The organism is Zoogloea dura (assembly GCF_012927165.1).
Taxonomy (GTDB): domain Bacteria; phylum Pseudomonadota; class Gammaproteobacteria; order Burkholderiales; family Rhodocyclaceae; genus Zoogloea; species Zoogloea dura.
Genome location: NZ_JABBGA010000020.1, coordinates 85,961 through 103,437, shown reverse-complemented (window position 1 = coordinate 103,437; position 17,477 = coordinate 85,961). Strand labels below are relative to the sequence as shown.

Genomic DNA, 17,477 nt, shown 5'->3' with positions numbered 1-17,477 from the left:
GCTCCGAGTCGCCCTGACGCAAACGCATCAGGGCCTGGCGGTACTCGTGCATCTCGATACTCCTGCGGGCCACCGGCTTTCTCCTGCCAAACCCGGCAGGGTAGCGATGGACCGCTCAAGGTCGAGACGTCCGTCAGAGTGAGACTGGCTCCATTACGCCGATCCGGCGCTGGCGCCTATGTGCCGATCCGTGGGTGGCTCCATTACGCCGATCACGGAGTGGCTCCAATGTGCCGGTCACAAGGTGGCTCCATTGTGCCGATCATCAACTGGCTCCAATGTGCCGGTCGGTGACAGTGGGTGACGCATCCATGTTCAGGAACGGACGCCAGTTTGCTGCGTGGCTCGGTCTCACGCCCAGTCAGTCGGGCAGCGGGGGAAAGATGAAGCTTGGTCGGATCACGCGGCGAGGGGACGACTACTCGCGCACTCTGCTTGTGCAAGGTGCGCGTAGCGTCTTGGCGGCGACGCTCCGAAAGCAGCGGCGGGAATCTCCTGAAAAGCTGACTCGTCTGCAGCAGTGGATCGTCGTGCTCAACGGGCGGATCGGCTACCACAAGACCTTGGTCGCCATCGCCAACAAGCACGCCCGGCAACTGTGGGCGGTGCTGGCCAAGGGCGAGCCCTACAATCCACAGGCCTGGCAACGGGGCTGAGCACAACCGAGCAATGGCAACTGCACATCAGCGATAGACGAACAGGTCAGACCGACCAGCAGAGAGCCTGGCTAACCTGATGGCGGATCAAAAAGAGAAACGACTGATCCCTGTTTCCCTGATCCCGCCGACGAATGATTGAGGCCTGCTAGTGCGGTTAGTCGCATGGCCCCGGGCGAGACCCGATCAAGGACGATTAGAGAGAGGCAGTCTGTCTGTCCGATCCGCCGCGTGTGTGCAGGCGTCAGGAAACAAAAGCAGGTAGGCAGGAAAGGAAAACCGGCCTGGCGGCCGGTCATTGGAAAATGGTGCTTGACGGGGAAGTCCTTAGAAAGTGTTAGGCGCAGTATGAATGGTTTAATGTATTACTGGCACGTGGCTCGAGAATCTAACCACATTGCAAATCGGCCCAAAGTTTATACCAACGACGGGGAAGAGTTCCGCCACATATTTGTTTGATGGACCTCATCAAAGCGCACTGCATTGACCTGTAAGTGTCTGTTGCTGCCGCATAGTCTGCGGAATCGCTATTAGGGTCAGAAATTCTTTTGACCCATTCCTTTCTTGCACATTCCACTTTATCTTGAAGCGCTTTTTCCATTTCTGGATCAAGCCCTTCTATTTCATTTCCCGCATCTGCGGCAGCCAACCCTTTAGACTTGGACTCTTGATCGGCTTGTGACGCAATTTCTAGCACCTCTTCTCGTGAGAGTTTTCTTATGTCTAGTGCCGATTTAACAGCATTGACAATTGCAGCCCCTGCTGAAATTCCTTGAAATATCACAGCCATTTCAGATGACATGCTTTACTCCCTTCTTGATGAGATTCAGACAAGGTGCTGGCGCCTAACGTGGAAGTGAGGGGCAGCTGGAGTGCGAAGCACGGAGGGAACCAACAAGCCCAGCTTGTTGGCTGTCCCTCTCGACTGCAGTGTTAGACCGAGTACTTCGCGAGAAACGCATCAAACTCACCTTTGATTTTTGCTTCAAGCTCGGGCGCAAATTCCTTGACATCAATGAGCGCCAAATTTTCAGCGAACCAAGACATTTGATGCTCTGCTTCTTCATTCGGAGTGAAGCCGAGGTTTGCCATACGGCTTAAGAGCCCTGCAGCGCCACGCAGCGAAACTGAACCTGCAAGCCATGCGCGCCGAAGATGGCGAAGCGCCAAAGTTGTGGAAGTCCTTATGTCGCGGTGTTCGGACAATTCGTGCAACAAGGAAAGGGCACTTGCTGCATTTGCCTCTGTGCAAAGTTGCAAGATTCTTCCATCCGGTTGTGGCTCTGAAATCACATATTGATCAGCCCACGATCGAACGTCAGCGACAGACACGGCGCCTGCTTCAAGAACGAGTGCGAGAGCTTCTGCTTCGACGGAACGCATAAGGCCTAACGTTTGCGTTCAGCGGCGCCGTCAGGCGTCCGCTGCAACAGCGGGTTAGACAGCGCCATGGGGACGAACGGGGCCAGTTCGGTCGGTTTGAACAATGCAGCCTCCATAGAGTGCAACCTCGTCTTGTTCAAGTTGTGCCGTCAAATGCCACGTCCACAAACCTTGCCTGCCACCTGCCACATGAACGATCTTGTGTCCTTCCGCTCCGACTGCTAAAGCCCGCAACTTCGGATCGAAAGCGCCGAGCGACTCGGCATTCAAGATGAATGCGTCAAGTGCCTCTGCTGGCGAAGCGACCTCGTACTGCTCGTAGGCTGTCGTGAAGTCAGAGAACGTGGCCGTGACAGTGAAGAGCATCGTGCTGTCTAACGTGATGTAGACGACATCTGACGCGCCTGGCGCCTTACACGACTGTCGCCTAAGCTGCTGGGACATGCTAAATTGATGTATATAAATACAGTTTTAGCGGAGTATCGCGTCATGATGTCGTCTACCCTTCTGGCAGTGCCGCCCTCGTCGCCCCGCTTGCTGGATCAGGTTCGGGAGCGTATCCGGGTCAAGCACTACAGCTTGAGAACCGAGCAGGCTTATGTGGGATGGATTAAACGCTACATCCTCTTCCATGACAAGCGGCACCCGCGGGACATGGGCAAGGTGGAGGTGGAAGCGTTTCTGAGCGCGTTGGCAGTGGAACGAAGCGTGAGTGCAGCCACGCAAACCCAGGCACTGTCGGCTTTACTCTTCCTGTACCGGGAGGTGCTCGGCGTCGAATTGCCGTGGCTGGATGACCTGGTGCGTGCAAAGAAGCCCAGGCGCTTGCCCTCGGTCTTGACCCGGGCCGAGGTCTCTACTTTGCTAGGGGCGATTGATGACCCGGATGTCACTCTTCCCTCACGCTTGCTGTATGGCGCTGGGCTCCGGCTTCTTGAGTGCTTGCGTCTGCGCGTGAAGGATGTGGATACATCACGAAGGGAGATCCTGGTCCGCGATGGCAAGGGGCAGAAGGACAGGGTCACGATGCTGCCGGAAACGCTGGTGCCGCTGATGCTGGCGCAGATGGAGTTACCCGATTCCAGGAAGACAACGCTCTCCCGGTGAGCAGGCGGCTGGACGACGCCAGCCTGCTGCCCCTGAGCCGCAGCCTGCAGAGCACCTCAGGTCAACATGACGCAGCGGTCGCGGCCCGATCCCTTGGCTTCGTAAAGGGCGTGGTCCACCCGGCGGATGTTGGTGAGGGCGTCTTCCCCGCCTTCCAGCATCCCTGCCCCAGCGGAGAAGCTGTAGTGGAAGCCCGGATAGTCGGGCAGGGGCGTGGAGCGGCGGACGGCTTCGTGGAGGCGGTTCACCACCGCGGCCAGTTCGGCCCGGTCCACACCGGGCAGCACGGCCAGGAACTCCTCCCCGCCGAGGCGCCCGAAGCCGTCGACCCGGCGCAGGGTGGAAGCCGCGACATGGGCGAAATCGCGCAGTACCAGGTCGCCCCCGTAGTGGCCGTAGCGGTCATTGACCGACTTGAAGTGGTCCAGATCGATCAGCGCAATGCCGCAGGGCTGGCCGCCGCTGCGCAGCTGCGCGATCTGTTCGTCGAGCAGCTGCAGGATGTGCATGCGGTTGCTCACCCCGGTCAGGGCGTCGGTGCGGGCGGCCTTCCAGGCGCCGTCACGGTCGGCCCGCAGGCTGCGCTCGTCGGCGCGCACATCGGTGATGTCCACCGCTACGCAGAGCATCCAGCCATCCGGCGCCAGGCTCTCGGTCATGAAATGCCAGCGCCCGTCGGTGCGGTCCACCTCGAAGCCCCGGTAAGGCAGCTTGCCGCGCCGGGAGCGGGCCGAGGCCAGCCAGGCCTCGAAGTCGGGGGAGTCGATGCGGGTGCCCACCTTCTGCTTATGATTGAGGCGCATCAGATCCTGCCAGGTCATGAAGGCGTCGGGCCGCAGGCCGAGCGCCCGACGAAAGGCGGGATTGGCGTAGCGCAGCATGTCGTGCTCGTCGAACACCCCGATCAACAGGGGCGAGGCGTCGTGGAGGCGCTGGATGCGCTCGGACAGGGGGATTTCTGTGAAGGTGTCGTACATGGTCCGGCTCCGTTTCGGGGTGGCCCCGCCGACGGCGACAACCACGGCGCCAGTTTAGAGAGCCCCAAAACGAGCGCTGCGACATAGTCCACGGACAGCGCCGGAAGCCTGCGCCGCGTCTAGGTACTTCCCCCCCAACGACCTCAACGACCGCCACGGATGCGAGGTGCAGGGCGGCAGCTCCCACTGCGGGGGCGGGCATCCCCCTGAGCCCTGCCCTTGCGCCTGCCCATCGGTGATCTATACCTGAGACATCACGCGACGGCATATGCCGGATAGAAGCTCCTCGACCACAAGTGGGGCGCGCAGCGCGCACAGGGAGACCGACTCGATGCACAACCGGCATGGCGTGCCATCTGCGCGCGCCCTCCTCCGTCACGTCGTCCGCGCCCTCCAGCCTATCCGGGCCGTGCTGCCCTGCCTCCTGCTGCTGCCATCCGCCTGCGCCCACACCTATGTGGATGCGGCCGGCACCCGTCATGTGATCGGCCTCGTCCACCTGTCGATTCCCCCCGCCTCGCCGCCCCCCTGGGGCGGTGAAGCTCTGCGGGTGCGCTCGGTGGGAATCACCCTCAACCACGGCGCGGAGAGCCACGCCCTGGTGATCGGCTACAGCGATGCGACCCACGCCCTGGTGCGCAACAACGCCCTGGTCGCGGTGGAGGCGCTGCTGCCAGATGGCCTGGGCACGGCCGCCGCGCCCCCCAACCAGGAGTGAAACCATGCTCCCCCGCCATGCCTCCACCGTCGCCACCATCACCCTGGCCGTCCTGGCCCTGGGCGGCTGCGCCTCTCCCCGCGACAACGCCATCTTCGCCACCCGCACGTCGCTGAGCGTCATCGACGCGGAGAGCACACCGGCCAGCGTCAGCATCGCCTATGACAGGGCGGAGGGCTATCTGGGGCCGCGCCTTCCCGATGGCAGCGTGTATCCGGTGTTCGGCCTCCTCGAGACCGACGGCGGCATCCTTTTCCGCTACGTGCGCCAGACCTACGCCGGCGGCTGCGCGGCGCAGCTGGTCACCCTGCCCAAGGGCAGCCCTGTATTGAGTTGCCCGCCGCCCCTCACGCCCGCGCCGGGAGCGAGTGACGACAGGCCGATACTGTTCTTCGCCACCAGCACCACCCTCGGCCTGAAGATGGCCTTCCAGGCCGCCGCCAGCGCGTCCGTGCCCATCCCCGAGTCCTTCACGTTCGGCTACAAGCGCAAGGAGGCTTCCATCATCCCGGTGGATGCACAGCGCCAGCCTTCCGTGCTGGCGAGCGTGGACACACGGGGCGGAGCAGCGGCCGACAGCGGCGGCACGGCTGGCGCCACCCCCTCACTGACCGGCCCCGGCCCCCTGCAATTGACCCAGTTCTTCGCCACCGGGCTTGCCGCAGAGAACCTCGCGCGGGACCCGGAGGTCGTCCGCATCCTGCGTGAGAGGGCCACCAGCGCCCTGACCGATGTCCAGACCTACCGCCTCAACGAAGCCGCCCAGGGGCGCATCGCCCTCGACACCGTGGCCTGCCTTGCCCAAGTCCCCGACCCCCAGCTCGGCCAGGTGTGGAACAACGCGGAGGCCTTGGGCATCTTCACCGACCGGGGGCCGGCGGTGTGGCCCCGGCTGCGCGCCACAGGCACCTCCCCGGCGGCACAGCGCAAGGCTTACACCGACCACATGGCGGTCCTGGTCGCCGACTCGAAGGACTACACCAAACTGCTCGACCTGCACCGCAACGCGGTGTGCAGGCTGGCTAACGCGGCCAGCGGCGGCTGAGTTCCGATCCACCCAAGGAGACACACCATGAAACTCGTCATTCCCTGCGAGGACTGCGACCGCGAGGGCGCACGCCTGACAGCCCTCGGCTTCCGCATCGACGGCTGTACTCCGCTCGCAGCCCGCCCCGGCATGTGCGAGCTGGTCTATGACTTCGCTCCGGCCGCTGCGGCACCCGCCCGCAGCCGGGCGCCGGCCCGTTCTGCAACCAAGGCTGCCGCCGCCCCCGCCCCGGCCACCCTGCCCTTCAGCGGCCGCGGCAACCCCCTCAGCCAGGAAGGCCTGGAGCAGGCGGCCAGCGGCCTGGGGGTGGCGCTGCCGGCCCTGTGGGCGGTGATGACGGTGGAGACCAAAGGCTGCGGCTTCCTGGCCGACCGGCGGCCGCTGATCCTGTTCGAGCGCCACATCTTTCACCGCAGGACCGGCGGGCGCTTCGACGCAAGCGAACCGGACATCAGCAGCAGGACGGCCGGCGGCTACGGCAAGGGCGGAGCCAACCAGTACGACCGGCTCATGCGTGCCATCGCCCTCGACCGCACTGCCGCGCTGGAGAGCACCTCCTGGGGCCTCGGCCAGGTGATGGGCTTCAATGCGGTAGCGGCGGGCTACCCGGATGCCGAATCCATGGTCACCGCCATGTGCCAGTCGGAAGACGCTCAGCTGCTCGGCATGGTCGGCTTCATCCGTGACGCCAGGCTCGCCCGGCATCTGAAGAGCGGGGACTGGGCAGCCTTCGCCCAGGGCTACAACGGCCCGGAATTCCAGAAGAACAAGTACGACGAAAAGCTCCGCACCGCCGCCACCCGCTTCGGCATGGGGCCCCTGCCCAGCCTGGAGGTGCGCACCGCCCAGCTTTTCCTGATGTACCGGGGCTACAACGCGGGCGGGGTGGACGGCTGGTTCGGCGAAAACACCCAGAAGGCCTTGATTCAGTTCCAGAAGGACAACGCCCTCCCGGTGAGCGGGCGGCTGGACGACGCCAGCCTGGTGGCCCTGAGCCGCAGCGTGTAAGCCCCTCAAAGCAACTGGAGAGCCCCATGCCTGCCAATGCCGAAAGCAGCCGGTTCGAGCGAGCGGTCGCCCTGCTGAAGGATCTCGTCTCCGCCCTGCGCGACGGAACCCTGTTTCTCCTCTTCCTGCTGCTCCTGTTCACCCCAGTCACCATGAAGGAGAAACTGGTCGCCGCCGGCTTCACCAAGGGAAACATCGCCGGCATGGAATGGGAAGGGCAACTCAAGAAGTCCGCCGAGCAGACCAAGGAGGTGGGCGAAGCCGTATCGAAGGCCGGCGATGACTACAAGCTGCTGATCGAACGCCTGACAGAACTGGAAAGCCGGGTTCGGGAACCTGAGATCAAGGCATCCCTGGCCAGTCTCGGTAGCGACGCTCGTTCGTCCCAGAACGAGCTGGCCGCGGCCGACAAGGTGGTCAAGCGCAGCCTGCTGACCCAGCAATCCATCGTCGAGGCGGTGGCCCCCTCCTCCGTGTCGGACCGGGGCTGGCTCTTTCTTGGCAAGGTCAGCGAGCAGAAGGACCAGTGGGCGCCCGGCTCACCCGCCACCATCGCTCCTGCGGAGCCTGCGCTGGGCAAGGGAAGTACGCTGACCATCCGCGACGACACCTACTGGCGGGCAGACAGCCAGCCCGGCCAGCACGCCAACGCCCCCATCCTCTCGGTGGCGCGGGTGGGAACCCGCGTCATCGTTGAAGAGGTGGATTACTCCCACGCCCGGGGCGGCGGCTGGTACGTCTGGGTGAAGGCGCGAAGCGGCGGCTGAGGGCGTCCGGGCCTTCCTCTCAGGCACTCCCTTCAAAGCAGCCGGCGTATTCCGAGCACACCGTGCAGCTGGGCGCCCGGCAGGCCTTGACCTCGGCGCGGTCGCAGAGCTGCTTGTAGAAGAACTTCTTCCAGCGCAGGTTGTGCACGTTCCTGGCGTGCAGGGCCGGGAAGCGGCGGGCCAGCAGGGCACCGAGGGCCGGGCGCTCGGGCAGGCCGAGGTCTTCCCACAGGTGGTCCTGGCCGCAGCACGACAGGGCGATCCAGCGGGCGATCGAGATGCTGTGGATGTCGCCGGCCGGCGCGTGCTCGAGGAGCAGCTCGAAGATGTCGGCGTATTCCTCGTGGCGGGCGTCGACGCCGGTGGAGCCATCCTCCCGCAGCACGTGGGGGTGGCGGGCGCTCCACAGGGCGGCGATGGTGCCGGACTGGGGCCCGAACTCCGTTTCCAGGGCGGTGGCCAGCCAGGCCGGCAGCAGGCGCGAGGGCGGCATGGCGGCGCGGGCCGCCAGCCAGGCATGGGACAGGTCGTTCATCGCACTCTCCGGATCATGCCGCCTGCCGGCCCGGGATCCGGGCCGGAGCGGGAACACTCAGACGTCAGCGGTCTCGTGGGTGTAGCACTTCTTGGGGCACACCTTGGAACAGGCCTCGCAGCCCACGCAGTTCTCCTTGTGGGCGATGGTCATGACCTTCTTTTCGTACTCTTCGTCTTCGTCCTCATCCGGATCGATGGCCAGCAGCTCGCCATCCTCGGTGACGCCGACCAGGGCCAGCACGTCACGGGCACACACCCGCACGCAGCGGGCGCAGCCGATGCACTTTTCCTGGTTGAGGTCGGCGACGAACTTGGGCGTCCAGATCTCGCCGCTCGGCAGGGTCACGGAAAAAGAAGCCATTTCAGCTCTCCAGGGGTAAAGGGGTAAGGGGCGGCGCCGTTCAAGCGCTCGCGGCGGCCAGTTCCTTGCGGGCGGCCATCAGGTTCTTGTGGGCATCGTAGGCACGCTGGGCGACTTCCAGGATCTGTTCCCAGTTGGTCGGCAGCTCTTCGGACAAGTCGTGCAGGTCCATCTTGGCCTGGGTGGCCTGGGCGTTGAGTTTCTTCGCACGGGCCTTGAGGGCGTCGAGGTCTTCCATGGTCGGGCTCCGGTCAGGAATAGTTGGCGACTTCAGGGAACTTGCGGATCATCTCGACGGCTTCGGTCACCGCCTTGGTGCCGGCGGCGGACAGCTTTTCGAGGCTGTTGAAGCCGAAGCGGTGGGCGTCGCGGACCTGCTTGTTGAAGACGATCAAGCGGCCGGCGATGAGCACCTGGCGGCCGAAGCCCTCGTGGTGCATCTTGAGCATGGGGCTGACCATCACCTTGGTCTCGCGCTCGATGGAGAGGGCGATGGCGTTGTAGAACAGCTCCATGCGCCACAGGGTCTCGGGGTCCGGGTCCGCCATCATGGGCAGCTCCTTGCGCTTCTCGGCGTCGAGCACGTAGGGGTCGAGGAGCATCGCGTCGGTCTTGCCTTCCCAGGCGCCGTGGGTGTCCTGGGCGCGCCATTGCTTGACCAGTTCGCGGATGAACGGGTCCTGCATCACGTCGTTGGGGGCTTCAGCTACATCAGTCATTTTTCAGGCCTCTTCTTCAAAGTCGTAAGTCCGTTCCTCGCCCTTGGCGAGGGCCTTGCGCAGCCACGGCGGCGGGGTGCCCTTGAGCACGTCCTGCAGCTTGTCGAGGATGTCGAGGATGGGTTCCGGCCCGGCCACCTTGACCGGATGGATCTTGCAGGCGACCACGCGGGCAGCCGCGGAACCGCCGATGGCCGCCACATAGACGATGGCGCAGTCCATGATGACCTCCAGCTTGGGCGCCAGCTTGTCCTCGTTGCCGTCCTCGGCCAGCTCGCCGCCGAAGTCGTGGGTCTCGAGATAGCGGTAGCCCTCGGCATTGATCTCGTAGATGGCGATGTACTTGGCCCAGCCGAAGTGCGCGTCCACGCGCTCCTTGTCCTGGGTGGCGAATGCGATTTTCATGGTGGGCTCCTCAGCGCGCGGGAATGATGGGAACGACGATGTCTTCGGTCACGCCGCTGCAACTGCAGCTGCCACCGGAATTGCAGGCCCCTGCCGTGCCACCGCGGGCGGCGGCAATGGCCTCGGCGGGCAGCGGCCAGTCTTCGGGGCCATGGGCATGCATGTTGGCGATGAAGGTGTTGGCCAGCTGGAAAATCAGGTCGCGGGTGCCGCGATAGCCGATGCTCAGCTGGTGGGCCGCGCCGATCCGGTCGAACTGCGGAATGCCGACCCGGAACAGGGGGATTCCGAGGCGTGTGGCGGACTGGCGGCCGTGGGCGTGGGTCAGCAGCAGGTCGCAGCCCACCGCCCCCAGCTCCAGGTCTTCCAGGTCGCCGATCAGCACCTCGACGGCGGGCACCTTCTCCAGCACCGGCGAGTGGGTGGTGGTCACCGCGGCGACCACATCGGCGCCCATCTCACTGGTCACCGAGGCCAGGGCGAACAGCAGGTCGGGCTCGGCGCCGATCGCCACGCGCTTGCCGCCCAGGTGGAAGTGGCCGTCCAGCATGGCGTCCTGCAGCTGGCCGCGCTGGCGCTTGAGGCGGGCCGGCGCGGGCTTGCCGGACAGGCGCATCAGCAGCGCCACCAGGGCATCCACGGCGGTGAGGCCGCTGAGCCGCTCGAACAGGGTCACCGGCACGCCGCTGCGGGCGGCCAGGCTGTCCAGCGCCGGGCGCATCTGCTCGCCCACCGCGATCACGTGCTGGCAGGCGGCCAGGCTGCGGATGTCGTCCAGCGTCGCCCCACCCAGGGTGGTGGGGGTGAAGTCCTCGGGGATGTGGCCGTCGAGGGAGCGGGAGATGTCCGGCACCATCACCGCCTGCAGCCCGAAGGCTTCGATCAGCTCGCGCAGCTCTTCCAGGTCGGCCGGGGTCAGGTGGGCGCCGGGCAGCACGCCGACGCGGCCGGCCACCCGTTGCGTCACCGGCTCGGAGAAGGCATCGACGACAGCCTTCACCGCCGCCGCCCAGCCATCCTGGAAGGCGCCGACGTAGTCCGGGGTGGACACGTACACCACCTCGGTGCCGGCCAGGGTTTCTCCATGCTTGGCGCGGATCAGGCGCAGGTAGCCATCCACGTCGTCACCCTTGGTCTCGGTGAGGCCGGTGGAGGCGATGGCGATGAGGGCCGGGTTGGCGCGCTTCTTGATGTTGAGCAGGGCCTGTTCGATGTTGTCCATGCCGCCGAGGATGGTGCTGACCTCGTTCATGGCGGTGGTCTGCATCGGGATGGCTTCCTTGAAGTGGCGCACCAGCAGCACCAGGCCGAAGGAGGTGCAGCCCTGGGAGCCATGCATCATCGGCATGGTGTTGTGCAGGCCGAGGAAGGCGTAGCAGGCCCCGAGGGGCTGGCTCATCTTGAGCGGATTGACCGCACAGGCCTTCTTGCTTTCGCGGACGCTTGCCATGTCAGTACGCTCCGAACCGCTTCGAGCGTACTGACGCCCCCCTGGGGGGCAGCGAACGCAGTGAGCGTGGGGGTTGTTTCATTTCAGGCCACCTCCGCCACGGCATCGCTCAGGTCGAGCACGGCCACGTCGTCCCACGGGGCCGGCGCACGCACCTGTTCCCATACGGGGTTGAAGAGGGTCTTGGAGATCTCGCGGACCAGGTCGACCATGCCTTCGTAGCCGGCATAGGCGTAGTGGCGCTCCTGGTTGATGTCGAGCCACGGCATCTTGGCCTTGAGGGCCACGAACTGGCTGCGGCCGCCCGACAGCATGATGTCGGCGCGGGCCTCGCGGAGCATCTTGAACATCTCGCGGGGCGTCATGTCGTCGATCATGTGGGCGTCCTCGCCCATGATCTCCTTGATCTTCTCCTTGTCTTCCTTGGTGGACTTCTTGACGCTGGTGCCCACCACTTCGAGGCCGGCCTCCTGCAGGGCCGCCACCACCGACCAGCTCTTCACGCCGCCGGTGATGAGCAGCACCTTCTTGCCCTCGAGGCGCGGCCGGTAGGCGGCGATGCGGTCCCAGGCGCGCTTCTCCTCCACGGCGATGAGGGCCTCGGTGCGGTCCATCAGCTCGGCCGGGGCACCGCGCTGGATCAGCAGGCCGGCCAGCTGGCGCAGGGTGTCGCTCATGTCCTCGATGCCGTAGAACGAGCCCTCGAAGAAGGGGATGCCATAGCGATCCTCCATCTTGCGGGCCACGTTGATCATCGACTTGGAGCACACCATCATGGCTGCGCGGGCCCGGTGGCTCTGGGCCACCTCGTTGTAGCGTCCATCGCCGGAGATGCACGACAGGATGCGGATGCCCAGGGCGTCGAGCAGCGGACGCACCTGCCACAGCTCGCCGGCCAGGTTGTACTCGCCGATGATGTTGATGTCGTAGGCGGTGGAGACTTCCGGCTCCTGGGTGCCGACCACGTAGTCGAGCAGCGCCTCGGCGCCCAGCTTGTTGCCCAGGTTCTTGGGGCCCACGAAGCCCGGCGCATTCACGGGCACCACCGGCTTGCCGAACTTCTCGGCGGCGCGCTTGCACACCGCCTCGATGTCGTCGCCGATCAGCGCGGTGACGCAGGTCTGGTACACAAAGACCGCCGGCGGGTCGTACTTCTCGATGATTTCCCGGATCGACTTGAAGAGGCGCTTCTCGCCCCCGTAGATCACATCCAGCTCGCCGATGTCGGTGGTGAAGCCGGTGCGGTAGAGCTGCGGGCCGCTGGTGGAAGAATTGCGGTTGTCCCAGGAATTGCCCTCGCAGGCGATCGGGCCGTGCACCAGGTGGGCCACATCGGCGATGGGCTGCAGGGCGATCTTGGCCCCGTCGAAGGCACAGCCCCCGGCGGCGGCACCGGGCGAGAGTTGTTTGGTACAGCCCTTCTTGCGGGCTTTCTCGTCCTTGTTCTGGTTGTGCTCACAGGCCGGCTCTTCAAAGACGGACTGGATCTTTGCCGATACGCGGGCATCCATCGGAATCTCCAGACAAAGGGTTGGGTAAGCTCCCCATGCAGATTCCGGACCAGCTTCTGCCACTAAGCAGAAACTTATTCAACAACAAGCACTTGAATCATTCTTCGGGCCTGCCGGCGGGGCCTCTGTCGGAAACCCTCCAGCGGCTTTGTCGGCTTTGTAGGCCAAGCCCCCCGCGCCGCGAACAGCCACCGCCAGGCGGCGCCACAAGGGGAAGGCTCAAGCCACCGCCGGCGCGGACGTAATAAGCCAATCCTGCGACCCGGGCACTCTTTGCCGCCATTCCGATCAGAACCAGCATGTCCTCCTCCAACCGCCCCCATGGCGTCAGCCACAAGGACGTCCTAGCCATCCTGGCGGTAGCCAGCCTGGCCCTCGTCATCGCAGGGCTGGCGGGCTATCACTACCTGGCCCGCAACGGCGCGGCCGCCATCGCCCCCCAGCTCATCGGCGGGCTGCTCGGCGGCCTGGTGGTGATCGGCGCGCTGGCCAGCCTGGCGATCTTCCGGCTCAGCGCACGCCACAGAAGCTCGATGGCCCACATGGAGACCCTCCGCGTCATCGTGGACAAGCTGCTGTGCGGCATCCTGCTGGTGGACAAGGACGGACGCATCCTGCAGGTCAATCAGGCGGCGGCGGAGCTGTTCGGCTACGAATCGGGCGGACTGGTCGGCGAACCCGTCGAGATCCTGATCCCCCAATCCATGGCTGCCGAGCATCGGATGTGGCGGATGAACTTCACCCAGGAATCCACCATCCTCGGCCAGGAGCGTCCCATCTGGGCCCGCCACCGGGACGGCGGCACGGTGCCCGTGCAGCTGGGCCTGGTCCGCATCGAGATTCCCGGCAATACCTTCTTCCTAGCCTCGGTGGTGGACCTCAAGACCCACCTCCACTTCGAGCAGTCGATCACCCGCAGCAATGCGGAACTCGAATCCAAGGTGGCCGAGCTGCAGCAGGCCACCCGCATCATCCAGGACCGCAGCAGCGACCTGCTGGCCATCCAGAAGAAGCTGGAGGCCATCCTCAACGGCAATCCGGCACCCATCATGGTGGTCGACACGGAGGGCATCTGCACCCACTGGAATGCAGCCTGCGAGAAATTCTTCGGCCTCTCCGCGGCCCGGATCGTTGGCACCCGCGATCAATGGCGGGCCTTTTATGACCAGCAGCGGCCGACCATGGCCGACCTCATCGTGCAGGGCGTACCGGACATCCAGGCCTGGTACCCCAATCCGGTGACCGCCTCGGAGATCGCCGAAGGCGGCTTCCAGTACGAGGGCTACTACGACTCCCTCGGCAAGTGGCTGCACATCACCGCCGCGCCGCTGCTCGACGAGCACGGCATGGTCATCGGTGCGGTGGAGACCCTGCTCGACGTGACCGCCCAGAAGGAAGCCCAGGCCCAGGCCGTGGCCGCCAAGGAGCAGGCCGAGGACGCGACCCGCGCCAAGAGCATCTTCCTGGCCAACATGAGCCACGAGATCCGCACCCCGATGAACGCCATCATGGGGCTGACCCACATCCTGCGCCGCGAAGCGAACACCCGCTCGCACACCGAGAAGCTGGGCCTCATCGCCCACGCGGCCGACCACCTGCTGGCGGTCATCAACGACATCCTGGACATCTCCAAGATCGAGGCGGGCAAGGTCGAACTGGAGCAGATCGACTTCGACCTGGACAACCTGCTCAACCGCATCTCGTCGATCATCGCCCCGCGCGCCCGGGAAAAGAACATCGAGTTCATCGTCGACGCGGCCGGCCTGCCCAGCCGCCTCAACGGCGACCCGACCCGCCTGGGCCAGGCCCTGATCAACTACCTGAGCAATGCCATCAAGTTCACCGAGCACGGCACCATCATCCTGCGCGGGCGGCTGATCGAGGACGACCAGCAGCAGATCATGCTGCGCTTCGAGGTGGAAGACAGCGGCATCGGCATTCCGCCGGAGCAGCTGGCCCTGCTGTTCCAGGCCTTCACCCAGGCGGATTCATCCACCACCCGCCAGTACGGCGGGACAGGGCTCGGCCTGGCGATCAACAAACACCTGGCCGAGCTGATGGGCGGCGCGGTCGGCGTCAGCAGTCAGCCCGGCCAGGGCAGCACCTTCTGGCTCACCGCCCGCCTGGGCCGGGTGGGCCGGGCCCATCCGGCCCGGAGCGACACCTTCAGCCATCTGCGCGCGCTGGTGGTGGATGACGTGCCGATGACCCAGATGGTCCACTCCCAGGTGCTGCGGCAGCTCGGCCTGCGCCCCTCCATCGCCAGCTCCGGCGAGGCCGCGCTTGCCGCCGTGGAGGCCGCCGAAGCCATCGGCGAACCCTTCGACATCATCTTCATCGACCTGAACATGCCGGACATGGACGGCACCGCCACCCTCAGGGCGATCCGGCAGCGGGCGCTGGCGCAACAGCCCGTCTGCATCCTGGTGACCGCCACCGACGACTCCGACATCTCGGCCAGCGCCCTCGACGCCGGTTACGCAGCCGTGCTGCTCAAGCCGGCCAGCCGGAAAATGTTCGAGAACGTCCTGCAGCGCCACTTCCAGACCACCCAGGGCGCGCTCGAGAGGGCTCAGGAAACGCCCCGGGCCAGCCTCACCCGCTGCTTCCCGGGCGCACGCATCCTGGTCATGGAAGACGAAGAGATCAACCAGATGGTGGCCCAGGAGTTCCTCGAGGAAGCAGGTTTTGCCGTGACCCTCGCCGACAACGGCCAGCAGGGGCTGGAGCGGGCCCGCGAGCAGACCTTCGACCTGATCCTCACCGACATGCAGATGCCGGTGATGGACGGGCTGAGCGCCACCCGGGCGATCCGCCAGCTGCCGGGCTACGCCACGCTGCCCATCATCGCCATGACCGCCAACGCCTTCGCCGAAGACCGTCACAACTGCCTGGAGGCGGGCATGAACGACTTCATCACCAAGCCGGTGGACCCGGAGGTGCTGTTCTCGGTGATGCTGCACTGGCTGTCCACCGGGCCGCACACGCCGGACGCACCGGAAACCGAGGCGATGCAGCCCATTACGGATACTCCTGAGCCCCCGGCCGGTTAGGGTGCGACAGGCGCGTTGAACGCTTCAACGCACCATCGGGACGAGCCCTGCCACGCCGACCGGTGCCTCGGCCAGCCAGGGAAGCAGGGCGCAGCGGCGCGCCAGGTCATCGGCCACCCGCCGGATGAAAGGCACTTCGTAGCTGCCGCGCTGGCATAGCAGCGGGTCGGTGGTGCCGCTGGCGAGCAGGGACTGGTTGATGACCCAGGCGTAGGGTGTGATGCCAGCCCGGGCCAGGTCGCCCTGCAGGCGTTCGGCCTCATGCACGGGGGTGGCTTCGGGCAGGGTCACGATCAGCACGTGGGTGAAGGCCGGATCACGCAGGCGCGGCAGCAGCTGGCGCACGGACTCCGGCATGTCGCCCTGGGTACGCATGACCTCCCGGTGGTAGGCCTCGGCGGCATCGAGCAGCAGGATGGTGTGGCCGGTCGGTGCGGTATCGAGTACGACGAAACCGTCCCTGCCCTCCTCCACGGTGCGGGCGAAGGCGCGGAACACGGCGATCTCCTCGGTGCAGGGCGAGCGCAGGTCTTCCTCCAGCATCGCCAGGCCACCCGCGTCGAGACTCTTGCCGGCCTTGGCGAGGACTTCCGCGGTGTAGTCGGCAACCTCCTTGCGCGGGTCGATGCGTGTCACGCTCAGGCCCGGGACGGCACCATCCAGCGTGGCCGCCACATGGGCGGCCGGGTCGGTGGTGGACAGCACGACCTTGCCGCCGCGCCGCGCGAGGGCCACGGCAATCGCCGCGGCCACCGAGGTCTTGCCCACACCGCCCTTGCCCATCGTCATCACGACACCATGGCCGGCACCGGCGATCTCATCCACCAGGCCGGCCAGACCGGGCGGCAGCGGGGTGGATGGCATGCTGTTCGACAGGGTAGGACTGGCCGTTTCCGGATGGATCATCAGGCGCAGCGCCTCCAATCCGACGGTCCCCCTGGGCAGGAAAGGGATGGTGCAGGCCGGCAGTTCGGCCAGCTTGGAGGGCATGCCGGCCAGGGCATCCCGCGCACGCTGCGACATGGCAGTGGCGATACGGTCCTTGCTCTGGGCCACGGCAAACAGGCCGTTGATGGCCAGCATCTGGTTGCAAATGCCCAGCTCCGCCAGTTCTCCCCGGGTACGTTCGGCTTCCCGCAGGGCCGAGGTTTCCGGCCGGCTGACCAGGATCACCGTGGTCTCGGCGGAATTGGACAGGCGCGCCACGCTCGCCGCGTACAAGGCCTTCTGCTTCTCGAGACCAGCCAGCGGGCCGAGGCAGGAGGCTCCGCCGGTCGAGGACGAAATGAATTCGTCCCAGGCCGAGGGCAGGGTCAGCAGGCGCAGGGTATGGCCGGTGGGGGCCGTGTCGAAGATGACATGGTCGAAGGCTGCGGTGGCGGCCGGGTCACCCAGCAGTTTGGAGAACTCGTCGAAGGCAGCGATCTCCACGGTGCAAGCGCCGGAGAACTGCTCTTCCATGCTCTGGATGGCCGCCGCCGGCAGGATGCCGCGGTAGGGAGCCACCATCCGCTCCCGGTAGGCGTGGGCCGCCGCTTCCGGGTCGATATTGAGGGCCGACAGCCCCGGCGCGCCCGGCACCGCGGTGGGCGCCTGGCCCAGCGTCACACCCAGCACCTCATCCAGGTTGGAGGCCGGATCGGTGCTCACGATCAGCACCTGCCTGCCGGCCTCGGCCAGCGCCAGACCGGTGGCGCAGGACAGGGAGGTCTTGCCGACCCCGCCCTTGCCGGTGAAGAACAGGTAACGCGTGTTGGTGTTCGGGAGGGCCATGGTC

18 protein-coding genes and 1 pseudogene are annotated in these 17,477 nt (G+C 65.7%); 7 read left to right on the top strand and 12 right to left on the bottom strand.

Annotated features, from left to right (window positions below; all coding sequences use genetic code 11):
- Nucleotides 1–293: 293 nt before the first annotated feature.
- Nucleotides 294–656, top strand: a pseudogene (locus HHL15_RS19790) (transposase); the annotation flags it as partial.
- A gap of 388 nt (nt 657–1,044) precedes the next feature.
- Here the strand turns inward: HHL15_RS19790 and HHL15_RS19785 are convergent.
- The 3 genes from HHL15_RS19785 to HHL15_RS19775 form a co-directional block, all read right to left on the bottom strand.
- Complete coding sequence (locus HHL15_RS19785; protein WP_169147535.1) at nt 1,045–1,458, bottom strand: hypothetical protein; 414 nt, start codon at nt 1,456–1,458, stop codon at nt 1,045–1,047.
- A gap of 131 nt (nt 1,459–1,589) precedes the next feature.
- Entirely contained in the window at nt 1,590–2,039 is a 450-nt protein-coding gene (locus HHL15_RS19780; RefSeq protein WP_169147534.1) for a hypothetical protein, read from the bottom strand.
- A 54-nt stretch (nt 2,040–2,093) separates the two neighbouring features.
- The gene (locus HHL15_RS19775) at nt 2,094–2,405 is read right to left on the bottom strand and encodes a hypothetical protein (protein ID WP_169147533.1); all 312 of its coding nucleotides are present in this window, start codon (nt 2,403–2,405) and stop codon (nt 2,094–2,096) included.
- A gap of 123 nt (nt 2,406–2,528) precedes the next feature.
- On the opposite strand from HHL15_RS19775, the gene HHL15_RS19770 reads away from it, so the two are divergent.
- Nucleotides 2,529–3,146: a phage integrase N-terminal SAM-like domain-containing protein gene (locus HHL15_RS19770; protein ID WP_169147532.1), complete on the top strand. Its 618-nt coding sequence runs from the start codon at nt 2,529–2,531 to the stop codon at nt 3,144–3,146.
- Nucleotides 3,147–3,202: 56 nt separating this feature from the next.
- Here the strand turns inward: HHL15_RS19770 and HHL15_RS19765 are convergent, their stop codons facing one another.
- Nucleotides 3,203–4,123 (bottom strand): sensor domain-containing diguanylate cyclase, encoded by a 921-nt coding sequence (locus tag HHL15_RS19765; RefSeq protein WP_169147531.1) that lies wholly within the window; start codon nt 4,121–4,123, stop codon nt 3,203–3,205.
- Nucleotides 4,124–4,454: 331 nt separating this feature from the next.
- Here HHL15_RS19765 and HHL15_RS19760 point away from each other — a divergent pair, with 331 nt between their 5' ends.
- From HHL15_RS19760 to HHL15_RS19745, 4 genes are read left to right on the top strand one after another with little or no spacing between them, the layout of a single operon-like run.
- A complete protein-coding gene (locus tag HHL15_RS19760) occupies nt 4,455–4,841 on the top strand; it encodes a hypothetical protein (RefSeq protein ID WP_169147530.1) in 387 nt (128 codons plus the stop codon).
- A gap of 4 nt (nt 4,842–4,845) precedes the next feature.
- Complete coding sequence (locus tag HHL15_RS19755) at nt 4,846–5,886, top strand: hypothetical protein (RefSeq protein ID WP_169147529.1); 1,041 nt, start codon at nt 4,846–4,848, stop codon at nt 5,884–5,886.
- Between the two features lie 27 nt (nt 5,887–5,913).
- Complete coding sequence (locus HHL15_RS19750) at nt 5,914–6,897, top strand: N-acetylmuramidase domain-containing protein (protein ID WP_235943535.1); 984 nt, start codon at nt 5,914–5,916, stop codon at nt 6,895–6,897.
- Nucleotides 6,898–6,923: 26 nt separating this feature from the next.
- A complete protein-coding gene (locus HHL15_RS19745) occupies nt 6,924–7,664 on the top strand; it encodes a hypothetical protein (RefSeq protein WP_169147528.1) in 741 nt (246 codons plus the stop codon).
- A gap of 19 nt (nt 7,665–7,683) precedes the next feature.
- On the opposite strand, the gene HHL15_RS19740 is transcribed toward HHL15_RS19745, so the two are convergent.
- The 7 genes from HHL15_RS19740 to nifE form a co-directional block, all read right to left on the bottom strand.
- A complete protein-coding gene (locus tag HHL15_RS19740; RefSeq protein WP_235943533.1) occupies nt 7,684–8,199 on the bottom strand; it encodes a nitrogen fixation protein NifQ in 516 nt (171 codons plus the stop codon).
- A 57-nt stretch (nt 8,200–8,256) separates the two neighbouring features.
- Nucleotides 8,257–8,562 carry a ferredoxin III, nif-specific gene (gene fdxB / locus HHL15_RS19735; RefSeq protein ID WP_169147527.1) on the bottom strand — a complete coding sequence of 102 codons (306 nt, stop codon included), beginning with the start codon at nt 8,560–8,562 and terminating at the stop codon, nt 8,257–8,259.
- A gap of 40 nt (nt 8,563–8,602) precedes the next feature.
- Nucleotides 8,603–8,800 carry a CCE_0567 family metalloprotein gene (locus tag HHL15_RS19730; protein WP_169147526.1) on the bottom strand — a complete coding sequence of 66 codons (198 nt, stop codon included), beginning with the start codon at nt 8,798–8,800 and terminating at the stop codon, nt 8,603–8,605.
- A gap of 13 nt (nt 8,801–8,813) precedes the next feature.
- Nucleotides 8,814–9,281, bottom strand: a complete 468-nt coding sequence (locus HHL15_RS19725) for a NifX-associated nitrogen fixation protein (protein WP_169147525.1) — start codon at nt 9,279–9,281, stop codon at nt 8,814–8,816.
- A gap of 3 nt (nt 9,282–9,284) precedes the next feature.
- Nucleotides 9,285–9,686: a nitrogen fixation protein NifX gene (gene nifX, locus HHL15_RS19720; RefSeq protein WP_169147524.1), complete on the bottom strand. Its 402-nt coding sequence runs from the start codon at nt 9,684–9,686 to the stop codon at nt 9,285–9,287.
- A gap of 10 nt (nt 9,687–9,696) precedes the next feature.
- A complete protein-coding gene (nifN, locus tag HHL15_RS19715) occupies nt 9,697–11,136 on the bottom strand; it encodes a nitrogenase iron-molybdenum cofactor biosynthesis protein NifN (RefSeq protein ID WP_169147523.1) in 1,440 nt (479 codons plus the stop codon).
- Nucleotides 11,137–11,219: 83 nt separating this feature from the next.
- Complete coding sequence (gene nifE, locus HHL15_RS19710) at nt 11,220–12,647, bottom strand: nitrogenase iron-molybdenum cofactor biosynthesis protein NifE (protein ID WP_169147522.1); 1,428 nt, start codon at nt 12,645–12,647, stop codon at nt 11,220–11,222.
- A gap of 299 nt (nt 12,648–12,946) precedes the next feature.
- Between nifE and HHL15_RS19705 the strand changes: the two genes are divergently transcribed.
- A complete protein-coding gene (locus HHL15_RS19705) occupies nt 12,947–15,700 on the top strand; it encodes a response regulator (protein WP_169147521.1) in 2,754 nt (917 codons plus the stop codon).
- 24 nt (nt 15,701–15,724) lie between these two features.
- Here the strand turns inward: HHL15_RS19705 and arsA are convergent, their stop codons facing one another.
- The gene (gene arsA / locus HHL15_RS19700; RefSeq protein ID WP_169147520.1) at nt 15,725–17,473 is read right to left on the bottom strand and encodes an arsenical pump-driving ATPase; all 1,749 of its coding nucleotides are present in this window, start codon (nt 17,471–17,473) and stop codon (nt 15,725–15,727) included.
- Between the last annotated feature and the right edge of the window lie 4 nt (nt 17,474–17,477).